Origin of the sequence: Corynebacterium gottingense, assembly GCF_002285125.1 — a bacterium.
GTDB lineage: Bacteria > Actinomycetota > Actinomycetes > Mycobacteriales > Mycobacteriaceae > Corynebacterium > Corynebacterium gottingense.
On record NZ_NSGN01000003.1, the window covers coordinates 43157 to 58380 of the forward strand.

Sequence of the window (15224 nt, forward strand, 5' to 3'; positions counted from 1 at the left end):
GTTGTCCAGTACATTCATGGCTGCAGCCGGGTTGAGCGACCTGCTCATCGACCTCCCCGGGCAGCGTGGCACCCCCCCGATGAAGTTCATCCCCCAGAACTTCGCGCCTAGCGCTCCCTGGCTGCGGGCCCGCCCTGGTGTCCCCAGGGCGGGTTTCCTATGTGCGTCGCCAGTGCATCGCATCTGGTGGCAGCAAGAGCTCGGCCCAGGCGCGCTGTGAGCCGCTGTGAGCCCGCGAGATGACCTCGTGGCTGTGTCCTTGGCGCAACAGCTCTCCAATCACCCGTGCAGGCGTGTAGGAGGGCATCTCAGCGCTTGCTTGGCGCAGTGCCTGCAGCGCCCAAGGGGTAATACCCTCCTGCAGCGCGATAAGCGCCCACATGCCCAGGGCGTGCGCTCTGGCCTCGCCGTGTGTGGTCTTTGCGACGTGCATCAACAGCCCTGCGGCTTGCTGCGGGTGGTCGAGCGCTTCGGTGATCAGGCAGTCGCTGATCTTGCTCACGCTCAGTGCCGCGATGAGCACTTCAAGCTCATGCGGGTCATCGACCAGCACGATCTGCGGGCATGAGTGTGTCGGCTCGATCAGCTCGCTGGCCACAGCACTGCGCAGCACGTCACGGGCGGCGTAGACCAGATCGACAGCGCGGTCAGCGTTGCCGTCGTTGAGGTCCATCAGCGCCCGGTGTGCCCTGCGCAGCGCGCTGGTTGCCACATCCACCACGGCGTTGGCGGTGGCGAACTCTTGTGAGGCTGCTTTGCTGTGCACGCCTGTCAGCGCTGCTAAGTCCTCGGAGTACTCCCAGTAGCCGGCAAACGTCGCGAAGTTCGCCGCTGGGCGCACGCCACAGTTGTGTAGCAGGCGCATGTGGTCGTTGTCTTCCGGGTCGGCCACCGACCCGAACATCACAGGCGGTCTGCGCACGTCGTAGCCCAATAGCCCTGGTGTGGCGAACACCAGCGAGAATGGCTCGCCGTGGGCGATGTCTGCCACGTGCCAGCACGCCTCGATGAGGTTGGTGCCCAGCACTTGGGCCACATAGGCGTGCTCGGTGATGTCATCGACCTGCTGCGTCTCACGATGCGGGGTCACGATCACGGCGAAGACGTGAGGCAGTCTGCGCAGGTCGCGAAACATCGCGTGCTGCCAGTTTTGGCGCAACACCTGCTCTAGGCCGACATACGCCAGCTCAACGGGTTGTAGCGCATCGTCTAGCCAGTCCAGGCCGACCAGCACTAAGGCATCGCGTGGGAAATAGGCGAACATGCCTGGGATCTGCGCGATCATCCGGCCTGGGAAGAACCGCTGTGGCACAGCTGGCCCGGTCATAGGCCAAGCTCCTGCAGGGTCATATTCGCCCCGTCAGCGGCGCTATTGAGCAGCTGTCTGCTCAGCCCGTGCGCCATGATCTTGTCCAACAGGCGCGTCAGCCTATGCTCTGGCTCGGTGTCCACCGCAGCATCGAGTGCGGCACGCGCTAGCCCTGCCAAGTCTTCGTTGGTGGCCAGCATGGACCACAGGCACAGCGCGTTGGCACGCACCACACCGTCGAAGCAGGTAGCGACAGCAAGCAGGATCTGGCTTGCACGCTGCGGGTTGTCGAGCACGACGGTAATCAGCGCGTCGCGCAGTTTGCTGCTGGTCAGACACGCCACAAAGGCGGTCAGCTCGTCGGTGCCGAGTAGCGCCAGCGGATCGGGGATCTGCGCGGGCACAACCATTGCAGGCTGTGCTGTTTCGATGGTGAGCATCGCTTGTGCCACCAGCGCACGGGCAGGGTCGTGGATACCGTTTGCCCAGGTGTGAAGCACCTCACTGCCGTGCAGCTTGGCGTCGGCGGCAACCTGGTCGTAGCGCGATTCGCGGTGCGTGGCGAGCGCAAAGTAGCCCATGATGTCCTCGCGGCTCAGCTCCGGCAGCACGCCGTGTTGTGCAAGCTGTGCCATTGCAGGCGAGGCCATGATGCTTGCGACGTCGCCTTCATAAAAGCGCGGGTCATCCACCATCGACGGCTGCTGGCCGTACTCAAGGTGGTAGCGCTCGCCTTCGGCAACATCGGGCACAGACCAGATAGCGTCGATGAGCTCATCAACGTAGGCGACGTACAGGTGATCCAGTGCGTTGAGCACGACCGGGTGGTGGCGGTGGCGGGTGATGATGACGCCGAGCACCACGTTGTAGTCGCCGGTGATGCGTGCAAAGCGCTCACCAAATGCGTCTTCTGTGACCTGGTCGAGGTCAAGGCGCATTGCAGGGCCGGTCTCCACATAGCCGCCGTCGCGGTTGAAGCACAGCACCACCAGCGATTCTTGCGGGTAGAACCCGAGTAAGCCGGGGATTAAGGCGATTACATCGCCCGGGGTCGAAATAGGTTGCTGCTCCATGATGTCTCCTCACACGAGTGTCGGGGGGTTGGCTTACATCAGCCACGCCCACACTCGTCCGCACCTTTTGGTGCGGGTATGTGCACAACAGCACGGAAACTGGTTTACAGTGCACATATGACAGACTCAGCAAACACTCCCGACAACCCGGGTACGCCTGATATTGACTTCGACAAGCTCACGCCTGAGCAGATTGAAGCGCTCATCAACAAGGCTCAACAGGCAGTCAAGTCTCGAAAGAACGTCTCGCGTGAGCGTAAGAACGAGTACACAGCAATGTGGAAAAGACACCGCGACAGCCTGCCGATGTTGTTGGAGTACCTCTACGACTCTCCGTCCACGATCATCGAATCCGACAATGACGAAGACTACGCAGGTGCTGAGCATGATGCGTTCTTGACTGAAGCAGCGTCGTTTCGCGATGGCGTGATGCAAGAGATTGCCGATGTACAGGCTTCGTGGGACAAATCCAAGGACATTGCCAAGGACAACGACGTGTTAGAGGCACTGCGGGAGTACAACGCTGGTGCAAAGGCGCGATCCGAGGCCCGCAAGCGTGGTGCAGCGAAGCGCTACAAGAAGGACGCCGCGAAGAAAACCACCAAGCGCACGACGAAACAGGATGGACAGAGCTCAGACAGCTAGCGTGTGTCCTATATATGAAGAAAGGCCCATTTTTATTCATAGAAATGGGCCTTTCTTCAGCTGCGGCCGCACTGATGTGAGGCGCGTCACCAATTTTAGGCGAAATCCACGCTTGGCGTGATTGCGATGTGGATTTGAAAATGCGACCTGCGCAAACACGGCTGCAAATCCACACCACGCATCAACACATGTGGTTTTGCGGCACAAGGCCTGCCCCACCCGTGCTGAGCGAAGGCCGGCATCACGCCTGCTGTCGTTCCCACCGGGGAGATGCCGGCCTTCGCAGCCCGTAGTGAACCAAGCACACCCCTGAAGCAGGGGTGTGCCGCGCCCGCGTCGGGCAGCACCCCCGACTGCACGCGAAGCCTCTGCAGGTCGCTATCGGGACGCTTTTGCTCCGGGGTACCAATCTGCTCTAGCGAGACGCTGTACAGAACCCGTGCAGCTATAGGGACGTTTATCGAGACGGTGTCTCGCAAAAAGAAAACCTGGCCAGAGGAAATATCCTCTGGCCAGGCACTTAGTAGCGGGGGCTGGATTCGAACCAACGACCTCTGGGTTATGAGCCCAGCGAGCTACCGAGCTGCTCCACCCCGCGTCGGGTGATATTTTCTTTTCACCTGCTGCCGTATCGGCAACGTGAAGTAACTATACTGATCACTTTGCCAAAGGCCAAATCCCCTGGGCAGAACCCATAATCGTGAGATTCATACGGCTTGCCCAACGCACGCCCACCACGCTCAGGTTCGTTCACCAGTTCGAACCGACCCGGTGCCGTGTCCGGGCCGGGCGATACGATTGCACTCCATCCAGTCACACGACGTCAGGAGGCGCCCTTGGGAGAATTACTTCGAGCCGCAATCTACTGTGTTGAGATCCCCTCGCTCCTACCAAAGGAGCGGAACATCCTCGGCACCCTCGCTTTCCTCGCCGACGATTCCGACGAGCCGACGCTCGAACTCGACGGAACGATCCGTCCCGGCCGCACCGGACTCATTACCCGGCTCGGGCCTCCGGGGGCGAAGGGCGGGTTCGCCAGGGCGAACATCGTCGCCACGCACATCCCACTGTTCAAAGAAACCGGCTGGGTCCGCGACGTGGACGAGCCGGCGCTGGATGGCGCGTACCAACTCAACCTGGCGCGGCTGGGCAGGCTGCTCGACCTCACGGAGGCGGCCATGGTGGATCCGGGCGGGCCGGGCCCCGAGAACGACGAAGCGGACCAGGAGAAGCCCGGCGATTTTCTTCGCCCGGCACCGGAGGATCTGCGTGAGCAGATCGACCGGCTCCTGGTCCGCAACCCGCTAGGGTAAGCGACTACTGCGCGCTCTGGTACGCCTCCACGGCGCGATCCAGCTCGTCGAGGGCTCGGCCGTACTCCTCGAAGGAGCCGTCGCGGGCACCCTCGAGGTTGCGCAGGGCGTCGTTGATGCCCTGCATCGCCTCGTCCTTGTTGCCCGGGGCAGGCGCCTTGCTGTCGCCTTCCTGCGGCTGCTCGGCGGGGGCCTCGGCGTCCTGGTTGTCGGCCGCGCCTTCGTCGACAAGCTCGATGTCCTGCGCAGCCTTGGAATCAATGCCAACCTGCTTCAGGGCCTGGGAGATCGTCGGCGCGTAGCCAACCTGGCCGCGGTAGAACACGAGCACGCGCAGCAACTTCGGGAACGCGGACTCCTGGTCCTTGCGCTTGGAGTAGATCGGCTCGACGTAGAGGATCTCGCCACTGCCCACCGGCAGGGTGAGCAGGTTACCGTTCTTCAGGTCGTTCGAACCCTCCCACAGCGTACGGTCACGCGCGACCTGGTCGGAGGACATCAGCGCGTCCTGCGCCTGCTTCGGGCCCTGCGTCTGCGTATTGGTCGGCAGCACGCGGACCGTGATGTTGCCGTACGTCTCCGGGTTCGAGGACACCGACATGTGCGCCGACAGGAACTCGCGGTTCAGGCCGCGGTACGGGGTGATCAGCTGGAAGGAGGACTCGTTGGTCTCCGGGTCAGCGGCCACAACGTAGTACGGCGGCTGGTTCAGCTCCTGACGGCCCTCCGGCGCGGTCGGGTCGTTGGGCACAGACCAGAAGGCGTCGTTGTTGAAGAACACGCCCGGGTCGTCCACGTGGTAGCGGGCCAGCAGTTCGCGCTGCACCTTGAACAGGTCCTCCGGGTAACGGAGGTGGTCACGCAGGTCGTCGCTCATCTCGCCGCTCGGGTGCACGGTGTCCGGGAAGACACCCATCCAGGCCTTGAGCACGGGATCTTCTTCGTCGAATTGGTAGAGGTCGACGGAGCCGTCGTACGCGTCCACCGTCGCCTTCACCGAGTTACGGATGTAGCCCAGGTTGTTGTTCACCAGGCGCTGCGTGGTCCCGTCCGGGTTCAACGCGTCCTGCGTGGTGTCCTGCAGCGACGTGTTCGTGGAGTACGGCAGCTGCGACAGCGTGGTGTAGCCGTCCACGATCCACTTCACTCGCCCGTCGATCACTGCGGGGTAGGTCTTGGAGTCCGTGGTCAGCCACGGCGCGACCTTCTCCACACGCTCGCGCGGGTCGCGGTCGTAGAGCAGCTTGGAGTTGCCGCCCACGCGGTCCGACAGGATCATGTTCAGCTCCTGGTACTTCACCGCGTACGCAGCGCGGTTGAACCAGTTGCCAATGTTCACGCCGCCCTCACCCTCGTAGGTGTAGGTGGAATTGTCCGTGTCATACTCCACCGGGCCCTGCCCGTTGTCGCCCACGATCGCGTAGTCCAGCCCATCCTCGGCGCTGGAGATCACGGGGCCGTAGTAAATGCGGGGCTCGTCAACGCGGATGCCCAGCTCCTCGGCGTCCTTCTTCTCCGCCGCCTTCGCGTTGGACTGCAGGTCCGAGACCGTAAAGATGGGCAGACCGCCGCGGGTCGAGCCGGCGTCCTGCGCTGCCTCGTCCACGGTGTTCGCCTGCGCGGCCACGAACCCGTTGCCGTGCGTGTACACCGTGTGGCGGTTGATCCAGTCGCGCTGGTTCTCACGCAGGGCGTTCGGATCCATCTCGCGCGCGGCGACGACAAAGTCGCGCATCTCCCCGTCGACCTGGTAGCGGTCCATGGCCAGCTGATCCGGGAAGCCGTAGAAGTTGCGCAGCTGCTGGTTCTGGGTGAACGTGGGCGAAAGCACGTCCGGGTCCAGCAGGCGGATGTTGCTGATAGTGGACCAATCGTCCGCGACCTCATTGTTGGAGACGTTGTCCGAGCCCCAGTTGTCCTCGTACGTCACCGTGTCGTCCGTCAGCCCGTAGGCGAAACGGGTGGACTCGATGTTGCGGCCGATGTACTCGCGCTCCTTGGCCTGGCGGTTCGGCTTCACCGAGAACTGCTCAAGCAGGGCCGGCCAGACGTTGCCAATCACCAGCGAGGACACCAGCATCAGCACGGTGGCCAGCACCGGGATGCGGAAGTCCTTGTACACCACCGACGCGAAGAACGCCGCGGCGACGATGACCGCGATAACGGTGAGGATCATCTTGGCGGGCAGCATCGCGTTAATAGAGGTATACGACGCGCCCGTGAAAATGTCGTTTTGCCCGTAGAGCAGGAAGTAGCGCTCCATCCAGTAGCTCACGGCCTTGAGCAGCATCCACAGACCGGCAGTGAACGCCAGCTGCACGCGCGCCGCCTTGGAGACGAAGCCGCGCTGCCCCGACGCACGGTTGCCAATGCGGATCCCGCCCAGCAGGTAGTGCGCAACGAGGGCGATGAGAAACGCGACGATAAGCAGCATGCTCAGCGTGCCCACGATGGCGGAAAGACCTGGCAGCGCGAATGCGTAAAAGCCGAGGTCCTTGCCGTACTGCGGGTCGGACACTCCGAAATCGGAGCCGTTGAACCACAGCAGGAACGTGCGCCACATCCGCTGCCCCGCCAGGCCCGACAGGACGGCGACGACCAGCGGCACGACGAAGAGCAGGGAACGAATGCCCTGCTGAATCGTCTCGCGGTACTGCGCGGACGGCGAGAACGGATCCGCCGTGGGCGCACCCGCCGGTCTCCCCCGCCAGGCCAGCAGGGCCGCCGCGTACGCGACACCGCCGCCAATCAGCGCAAAAATGACGAACAAAACAATGCGGGCAATAATCACCCGGTTAAACACACCGCGGAAGTCGAGTTCCCCGAACCACAGGAAGTCGGTGTACAGACCGACCAGCATGGGCACGAGGGTAAAAATTGCGCCAACGACGATGACCGCCGTCAGCAGCGTACGGTTCGACTTTTTCGCGCTGGGTTGAGGCTGGTTGACGCGGGTAGCCAATCCTGCTCCTTCGAAATAGTCTTTACGTGCGTATTAAGCTTCTAGCTTAAAGTTTCAACGATTCGACAGCCAGAAAGGTTCCCGTGCAGCGTCACTTCAGCTCACAGCAGGCCCTGAACAAAGCCATGACGGAAGCTGTGGAGTTCGTCCACGCGGAGGGCTGGGACGCACCGCCCTCACTCTTTGCGCTGGTCCCCTCGCAGTTGCTTATCGACGAGCTGTCTCAACTCACCGACGACGCCGACCACTCCCCCCTCACCCTGGTTGTGCAGGAGCTGCCGGAGCACATCCGCCCCGGTAGCGATGAGCTGGCCGACTACGTCGCGCGCGTCGCCTGGCCCGAGCAGGTCGAGGGCGTCGTCCTCGCCCAGGAAATCATCTTCCGCGACACTTCCGCCGGGCCGGACGCCCAGCCGCGCCCCGCGCGCCTCTTCTCCGGCGTGCTGCGCGACGACGACATCGAGCAGACTCTCCTGCAGATGCGGCTTACTGAGGAAGAACTGGAGGAACGCGGCATGTTCGCCCAGGACGAGATCGAGCTGCGCGGCGGGCCCAACGTCGCCCCGAACGTGATCGCCGCGCTGCGCTACAGCCTCGCGCAGGACCCCGACGAGCTGACCTAGGTCGAGCGCTCACGTACTATCGTTACCCATACGCACAGGAAATAAGGAGCCTACCCGTGACGCACCGCCGCACTCTTGTCCCCGCTCTCCTCGCCGCCTCACTCGCACTGACCGCGTGCGGGAACGGGGACGACGAGACGAGCACTACAGCAGCACCGGCACCGGAAGAGACCGAGACGGCGCAGAGCGAGGCGCCGTCCAGCAGCGCGACGAGTTCCACGGCGGAAAGCACTGGGAGCACTGAAAGTTCAGCGTCGAGCACGTCGAAGGAATCGGGCACGCGGGCGTCGACAAGCACTTCTGCGAAAGACAAGACGGTGCAGGAAGTGACCGATTCCTTCGCCGGGCTGGCGCCGGAGTCGCTGTTCGCGCAGCTGGATACGTGCTCGGCAACTGGGGTGAGCGGCTCCTACGACTGCTCCGGCGCGGAGATCGGACAGTTCCAATTCTTCGATTCCGAGGCGAAGGCGGCGTCGACGACGCAGCTGCTCACGGAGCTGCGGTCCTCGCGGATCGTGGAAGATGACGGCGAGCGCATCGTCGGTTGGTCCACGCTGGGCACCTCCGCGATCATCACGGTGGTGGACAATAAGCGCGGCCAAGTGATGCAGCAGCTGGTGTCCTCTGAGCAGGAGGATCCGCGCGAGCGCATCGAGAAGCTGGGCCTGGCTGACGTGGAGGCCGAGGGCGAGACCGCCGCGGACTCCCCCGCGTCCACGACGCGCACGTCGGCGGCTGCGACTACGACGCAGCGATAGCGTCAAGCGGCGGGGTTTTCGCCGCGTGCTGCGATGGCCACAGCGCCGCGATCACGCCCACACCCGCCGAACCAACGAGCATCACGCCCACGAGTGCCCAGGGCACCTGGGGACTGTCAAACCCCTCGTCTGCCAACGTGGCAATAAACGCCACACCCAAACCAAGGCCCAGCACCACCCCGGCGAACGCGCCGAAGACAGCGATCTGCACCGATTCCAGCGTGATCATCGTGCGCACCTGTCGACGTTGCGTGCCCACCGCTCGCAGCATGCCGATCTCTTTGCGTCGCTCAATGACACCAAGCGTCAGCGTGTTGATGATGCCCAGCACCGCAATGATCACGGCCAGCGCGAGCAGCCCGTAGAGCACGGCGAGCATCTGGTCGATCTTGCCAGCCAGCTGCGCGGCATACTCGTCGCCCGTCATCACCTGGAGCACCACCGCGTCGCGCACCGCGGCCTCGAGGTCCTCACGCATCGCGTCACGGTCCGCGCCGTCCTCAGCCACGATGCCGACCATGCGCACAAGCTGCGCCTCGGGTGGTGCAACTTGGTCCGCCACCTCGGCGTCGAGCAGGATCCGCGTCGCAACCTCAGTCGGCTCGTAAATCCCCCGCAGCGTCGCCTGCGCCGTCATCCCGGGGATAGGACCTGCGACCTCGTATGCACGGCCAACCTTCCAGCCTTGCTCGGTGGCCAACTCCTCGTCTGCAAGGAACCCTCCGGCAATATTTTGGTCTCCGTCTTTCAACTCGAGGGCGAACACCTGGGTCGGATCAGCATCGACCGTCATGGTCAGCTGGGCTTGCTCCTCCAATGAAGACTGCCCGCCGACGGTGGCCGGGACCGCGCCGACGGTCACACGCGCATCGATGCCGTCAACGCCCTCGGTCATGGCGACAGTGTCGCTCGGTGCCGGGAAGTTACCGTTGACGGGGCCTGTGAGCACGTAGTCAGCGCTGATGTGGTCGGCGATATCGTCCTGCAGTGAGGCCTTCATCGTCGCCCCCAGCATGCCGATGACCGTCACCAACGCAACGCCCAGGATCAGCGCGAACGCGGTCGCAGCAGTGCGACGCGGATTGCGGTGCGTATTTGTCCCCGCGAGGGAACCAACCGCTCCGAAGGGCGCACCAACGACCTTGCCAAGACCAGGGACGACAACCGAAGACAGTGCCGGGCCCGCCAAGTACACGCCAACAATCAGACACGCTGCACCAATACCGACGGCGGTGACGCGGGGGTTCGTCGAGGCGTCGATAATCGCCCCGGCGCTCGCCGCCGCAATGCCAACGACGGCGAGCACCACCCCTGCGATCGTCCTGCGGCGCAACGAACCGGGCGCATCTGCGTCGGTACCACGCATCGCTTCGACTGGCTGCACCGAGCCCGCACGCCGGGCCGGGGCATAGGCGGAGAGCGTCGTGACCAGCACGCCAAGCACCAGCGGAACGATGATGGCCGCGGGGCTGAGCCCAAGGCCCGGCTCAAACGGCATGCCCTGGGTGCCCATGACTGCTTTGATCAGCGCGACCAGCCCAATACCGGTAGCAACACCAACCAGCGAGCCGAAGACACCCACTATGGCGGATTCCACCACCACCGAGCCGACGACCTGCGGCTGCGAGGCCCCCAGCGCACGCAGCAGCGCAAACTCCTTGGTGCGCTGGGCGACGATCATAGAGAACGTGTTGGCGATGATGAACGTGCCGACCAGCAACGCAATCAGGCCGAAGGCAATGAGCAGGTAGCGGATCGCTGTCAGCGCGAACGCCATCTCCTCGCGGGCCGCGTCCGCAAGCGCCTCGCCGGTCTCTGCTTCCACGTCGTAGGTGCTGCTGAGGTGCTGCGCAAGTTCCTCTGCCGTGGTGCCTTCGGCAGCGGAGAGCTTCAGCTGCATAGGGTCGCCGTACACGTCAAGGAAGGCGGGCGCGGCCATGCTGATCGTGATGTCGTCGCCAAGCTGCGACGCGGGGGTAGACACCCCCACGACGGTGACCGTGTCGCGATGTTCCGGGTGCACCAGGATAAGCCGATCACCGAGCCCAATACCGTAGTCCTCGACGGCAGATTCGCTTACCAGGACTTCGCCCGCGCCGCGTGGCGCGCGACCTTGCACAAGCGCGTTCTCCCCGCCCACAGTCTGCTCCGGCGGGTAGTACGCGATCACCTCCGAGGTGTCGCCTTGCGTTTGATACGCCACAGCGTCTTCGTTTGCAATCACCACGGGTTGCGGGCTCAGCACGTTGACCTCGCGCACCAGCGAGTCCTGCGCAAGCCGGTCGCGCATGCTCGCGTCAAGTGGAGGGCCATCCCCGTCCTGGTCCCCTACGCCGTCCCCTACGCCGACATCCACGCCGCGGTAGACGTTGTTGACCGCCGCGTCGAACGTGTTCGACAGCGAGGTGGTGAACATGAACGAACCGGAAACAAACGCCGTTCCCAAAATGACCGCGAGCACGGTGAGCCCGAGCCGAAGCCTGTGTTGCGCGATGGTGCGCAGCGAAACGGTGCGCATTGCGTTGCGTGCCATGTCAGCCCTCTATTTCCGCCATGACGGTGTGAATATCCTCCATCGTCGGGTCGCGAAGCTCCCGCACGATCCGGCCATCGGCGAGGAAGAGCACTCGGTCAGCGTAGGACGCAGCCTTCGCATCGTGCGTGACAATGACCACGGTCTGCTCGTCTTTGTCCACCGCCGTCCGCAAAATGTCGAGCACCTCAGCCGTGGCGTTCGAGTCCAGGTTGCCGGTCGGTTCGTCACCGAAAATGATCTCTGGGCGCGATACCAGCGCTCGCGCGCAGGCGACACGCTGCTGCTGCCCACCGGAGAGTTCCGCCGGGCGGTGATTGAGTCGCTGCGCCAGACCCAACCGGGTGGTGATCTCCTCGAGCCATTGCTCATCCACGTCGCGCCCCGCAATATCAAGGGGAAGCGTGATGTTTTCCCGCGCGGTGAGCGTGGGCACCAGGTTGAAGGACTGGAAAATAAAGCCCAGGCGATCGCGACGCAGCTGCGTCATCTCCCGGTCACGCAGGTTGGTCAGGCAGGTCTGCCCGATGTAGGCCTCACCAGAGGTGACCGTGTCCAGCCCCGCCATTGCGTGCATGAGCGTGGACTTGCCGGACCCGGATGGCCCCATGATGGCGGTGAACTCATTGCGATGGAACTCGACCGTGACGTGGTCAAGCGCAACAATAGCGGTATCTGCCTCGCCGTATTGCTTAAACAGGTTCTCGGCCCGGGCGGCGGCGGTCATGGCGTGTTCTCCTTGCGAGCAGCGTGGCTTCACCATCTATTTTATTGCGCTTTGCAGGAGAAATGCAGGCAAAAGGGCGGGGTGAGCGCTGTGCAATCGCTCACCCCGCCCTGGTACGAACGCGGCCGAAGGTCTAGAGCTCGGTACCGTCTTCGCTGCCGTTGTCCTTGCCGTCGCCGTCCTCGCGCTTGAGCTTCGGGTTGTTGCGCAGCTCCTCCTCGAGCTTGCTGAACTCGGCGTCGAAGTCCGCATCGGTGGTGTCGTCCAACAAACCGTCGATAAACGCGGCGGGGTTGTCCAGGTGCTCTGCCGTCGGCAGGAAGTCCGGGTGGTTCCACACCTCGTCGCGGCGCTGCACGCCCACGGCATTATCCACGCGACGCCACAGCTCCGCGGCTTCGCGCACCTTAGGCGCACCCAGCTCAATGCCGACGATGCTGGCAAAGGCCTGCTCGGCGGAGCCACCGGTCGCGCGGCGACGCGCCCACGCCTCAGCGAGCTGCGCCGAGGACGGGATGCGCTCCGACAGGGAGGCATCTACGACCACGTCAACCCAGCCCTCAACAAGCGCGAGCAGGGTCTCGAGGCGCGAGGTCGCCCCAGCGTTACGCGAAACCACACGCGGGGAAAGATCCATGTTCTGCAGGTTCTGCAGCGCCTCCTGGATCTGCTGCGGGTCGCCCGACTCAAGGTTCAGGCTGCGGGTGGCCTCGTCGATATTGGACGTATCGATCTGCAGCCCGGCGGCGTACTCCTCCACCGAGGCCACGAGGCGCTCCACCAGCCACGGAACGTGCTGGAACAGGCGCTGACGCGCGGCCTCGCGCGCAGCGATGTAAACCAGCACCTCCTGCCCCGGCACCGAGAGGTCCTTGGAAATCCGCGTCACGTTCTTGGGCAGCACCGACGCCACGCCGCGGGGCGCGACCGGCAGGCCGAAATCCGTGCCGGTGAGCGCCTGCTGCGCCAGATCCCCCAGCGCGTGGCCCAGCTTCATGCCGAAGTTCATGGAGTTCATGGAGTTCATCACCCCGGCCAGCGGGCCCATCATCTCGCGAGCCTCTGCCGGCATGTTGTCCAGCTGCGCGCGGTTCATGTGCTCCGCAACCGGGTTGACCAGGCGTTTCCACATCGGCATGGTCTCCACCAGCCAGTCGTCCGCGTTCCACGCGCGCGCCTGGGAGTCCGCGGCGGGCAGCGTGGTGGACTCACTCAGCCAGTGGTTGACCAGCCCGAGTGACTCCTCCACCGCCTTCTTGTCGCCGGCGGAGACCGCCGCCTTGTCACCAACGCGCTGGCGGGCCATGCGCAGCGCCATGTCAAAGTTCACGGCCGAGTCGCCCGACTGGCTCGCCTGGTTAAACGAATTGCCCATGCCGGACAGCATCTGGCCGAACTGGTTCAGCATGTCGCCGAACCCGCCGCCCTGCTGTCCGCCACCAAACCCGAAGGCGGCGAAGGGGTTCGACGCGTCGCCACCGTTGTTGTCGCCGCGCTTGTTCTTATCTTCGTCGTCATCATTGTTGGGAAAGGAAAATCCAAATCCGTTATTCATACCTGCCACGATACATAGCGCCGACTCTTGCGCGCGAGCACTTTTTGCGCAGACCGGGACGCTGAGAGCGAACACGGTGAGCGATTACGGCTGCGCTAAGATGCGCTGCGTGGAAGAACAGGAAGACGGGGCGCAGCCCCAGGCGGACGCATCCGCGCAGGAAACCACTCACAGCAGGCGGTGGTCAACCGTGGTGTGGGGAGCGATCCCCGTGGCAGCACTCGCCGTCATGATGTCCATCAACCACGTCCCCGGCACCAACATTTCCCTGGCCGTGCCGTACGCGGCGGAGGGCCCCGGCCCGATGTTCAACACCCTCGGCGAGGTCGAGGGCGAGCCGGTGATTGACGTCGAGGGCACTGAGACGGACCCTGTCTCGGGCAACCTCAACATGACCACAGTGTCCGTGCGCACCAACATGTCGCTCGCGCAGGCGGTCGGCCGGTGGATCGGCACCGACGACACGATCGTACCGGTGGAGCAGATCATCCCGCCGGACGTGGACGAGGAGCAGATGCGCCAATACAACCAGGCCGAGTTCGCCGCTTCGGAGGGCAACGCGACCGTGGCCGCCATGCGCTACCTGGGCAAACCGACCCGCGTGCTGGTCCACGACCTGGTGGATGACTCCCCCGCGTCCGGTGTGCTGGAAGCAGAGGACGTGATCACCCGCATCGACGGTACCCCCGTCACCGAGCCCAGCGAGGTGCAGGAAAAGGTTCACGCCCACTCCCCCGGCGACGAGATCACCGTGAGCATCGAGCGTGACCGCGCCCCGATGGACGTCCGCGTCCGCCTCGGCGAGAGCCCCGAGAACAAGGACACCCCGATGGTGGGCATCCTCATGACCTCGGAGCCCGGCGGCGACGTGACGGTCAACTACAACCTCAACGACGTCGGCGGCCCAAGCGCCGGTATGATCTTCTCGCTGGCCGTGATAGACAAACTGAGCCCCGGCGAGCTCAACCACGGCAAGTTCGTCGCCGGCACCGGCACCATCGCGGAAGACGGCGAGGTCGGCCCGATCGGCGGGATCCAGCACAAGCTCGCCGCAGCGCGCGACCAGCACGTCGAGCTGTTCCTCGCCCCGGAGGGCAACTGCGACGCGGTCCGCACCGTTGATCCGGGTGACATGACCGTGGCGAGCGTGGGCTCGCTGCAAGACGCCGTCACCGCCATGGACAACTTCGCCGCGGGCAAGGAAGTCCACGGCTGCGGTGAGTAGCGCTCACCCGAAGCGCTGGTAGGCCTCCAAGTAGCCCTTCGCCCTTTCTGCCCGCGGCGCCCGGTCCGCCCACTCCCAGAACTCGGCGGAGTGCCCGGCGATAAACGTGTGCACCAGCTCGTGGACGATCACGGCGTCGAGCACGTAGTCCGGGACGCCCTTGAGCCGGGAGCTGATCCGGATGTCGCCGGTGGTCGTGGTGCACGACCCCCAGCGCGTCTGCTGGTTGTCCACCCAGCGGATGGAGCCGACGCGGGCGCGGCCGTCAAGCACCTCTCGGTTCAGCTGCGTGGCGCGGGCGGTGAGGTTGGCGTCGTTAAGCGCGCTCGCCTGCGTCTTCTTCGCGACGCGCGCGAGCATCTCCTCCACGGTCTGGGCCTCTTGCGCCTGCGAAAAACGCGCGGGGATTCGGATCTCCACGACGCCGCCGACCAGGCGCGCCTGCACCGACCGGGTGCGGCGGGCCGAGCGGATGACGCGGTAGGGCTGCTCGCTCACGCG

The 15224-nt window shown here is 64.3% G+C and carries 12 protein-coding genes and 1 tRNA gene; 5 read left to right on the forward strand and 8 right to left on the reverse strand.

Annotation, left to right across the window (positions count from 1 at the left end):
• Window positions 1-157: 157 nt before the first annotated feature.
• A complete protein-coding gene (locus CKJ82_RS03815; RefSeq protein ID WP_095537099.1) occupies window positions 158-1327 on the reverse strand; it encodes a DUF4192 family protein in 1170 nt (389 codons plus the stop codon).
• Entirely contained in the window at window positions 1324-2382 is a 1059-nt protein-coding gene (locus CKJ82_RS03820; RefSeq protein WP_095537100.1) for a DUF4192 domain-containing protein, read from the reverse strand. Before CKJ82_RS03820 ends, CKJ82_RS03815 begins: the two co-directional genes overlap by 4 nt.
• Before the next feature lie 117 nt (window positions 2383-2499).
• On the opposite strand from CKJ82_RS03820, the gene CKJ82_RS03825 reads away from it, so the two are divergent.
• Complete coding sequence (locus CKJ82_RS03825) at window positions 2500-3027, forward strand: hypothetical protein (RefSeq protein ID WP_095537101.1); 528 nt, start codon at window positions 2500-2502, stop codon at window positions 3025-3027.
• A 524-nt stretch (window positions 3028-3551) separates the two neighbouring features.
• Here CKJ82_RS03825 and CKJ82_RS03830 read toward each other — a convergent pair.
• Window positions 3552-3625 (reverse strand) — tRNA-Met (locus tag CKJ82_RS03830).
• Window positions 3626-3863: 238 nt separating this feature from the next.
• Between CKJ82_RS03830 and CKJ82_RS03835 the strand changes: the two genes are divergently transcribed.
• A complete protein-coding gene (locus CKJ82_RS03835) occupies window positions 3864-4340 on the forward strand; it encodes a hypothetical protein (RefSeq protein ID WP_095537102.1) in 477 nt (158 codons plus the stop codon).
• 4 nt (window positions 4341-4344) lie between these two features.
• Here the strand turns inward: CKJ82_RS03835 and CKJ82_RS03840 are convergent, their stop codons facing one another.
• Window positions 4345-7248, reverse strand: a complete 2904-nt coding sequence (locus tag CKJ82_RS03840) for a UPF0182 family protein (protein ID WP_240510689.1) — start codon at window positions 7246-7248, stop codon at window positions 4345-4347.
• 179 nt (window positions 7249-7427) lie between these two features.
• Here CKJ82_RS03840 and CKJ82_RS03845 point away from each other — a divergent pair, with 179 nt between their 5' ends.
• Window positions 7428-7925, forward strand: a complete 498-nt coding sequence (locus CKJ82_RS03845; RefSeq protein ID WP_095537249.1) for a PPA1309 family protein — start codon at window positions 7428-7430, stop codon at window positions 7923-7925.
• A gap of 56 nt (window positions 7926-7981) precedes the next feature.
• Window positions 7982-8683 (forward strand): hypothetical protein, encoded by a 702-nt coding sequence (locus CKJ82_RS03850; protein ID WP_240510671.1) that lies wholly within the window; start codon window positions 7982-7984, stop codon window positions 8681-8683.
• Here the strand turns inward: CKJ82_RS03850 and CKJ82_RS03855 are convergent.
• The 3 genes from CKJ82_RS03855 to CKJ82_RS03865 form a co-directional block, all read right to left on the reverse strand.
• On the reverse strand, window positions 8667-11216 hold the full coding sequence (locus tag CKJ82_RS03855) for an ABC transporter permease (protein ID WP_095537104.1): 2550 nt from the start codon (window positions 11214-11216) through the stop codon (window positions 8667-8669). The two genes, CKJ82_RS03850 and CKJ82_RS03855, sit on opposite strands and share 17 nt — an antisense overlap.
• Before the next feature lies 1 nt (window position 11217).
• Window positions 11218-11943, reverse strand: coding sequence for an ABC transporter ATP-binding protein (locus CKJ82_RS03860; RefSeq protein WP_095537105.1), 726 nt, complete (start codon window positions 11941-11943; stop codon window positions 11218-11220).
• Between the two features lie 133 nt (window positions 11944-12076).
• On the reverse strand, window positions 12077-13498 hold the full coding sequence (locus CKJ82_RS03865) for a zinc-dependent metalloprotease (protein ID WP_095537106.1): 1422 nt from the start codon (window positions 13496-13498) through the stop codon (window positions 12077-12079).
• A gap of 109 nt (window positions 13499-13607) precedes the next feature.
• Between CKJ82_RS03865 and CKJ82_RS03870 the strand changes: the two genes are divergently transcribed.
• Window positions 13608-14723, forward strand: coding sequence for a YlbL family protein (locus tag CKJ82_RS03870; protein WP_338063597.1), 1116 nt, complete (start codon window positions 13608-13610; stop codon window positions 14721-14723).
• 3 nt (window positions 14724-14726) lie between these two features.
• On the opposite strand, the gene CKJ82_RS03875 is transcribed toward CKJ82_RS03870, so the two are convergent.
• Window positions 14727-15221: a M48 family metallopeptidase gene (locus CKJ82_RS03875; RefSeq protein ID WP_095537250.1), complete on the reverse strand. Its 495-nt coding sequence runs from the start codon at window positions 15219-15221 to the stop codon at window positions 14727-14729.
• Window positions 15222-15224: the final 3 nt, after the last annotated feature.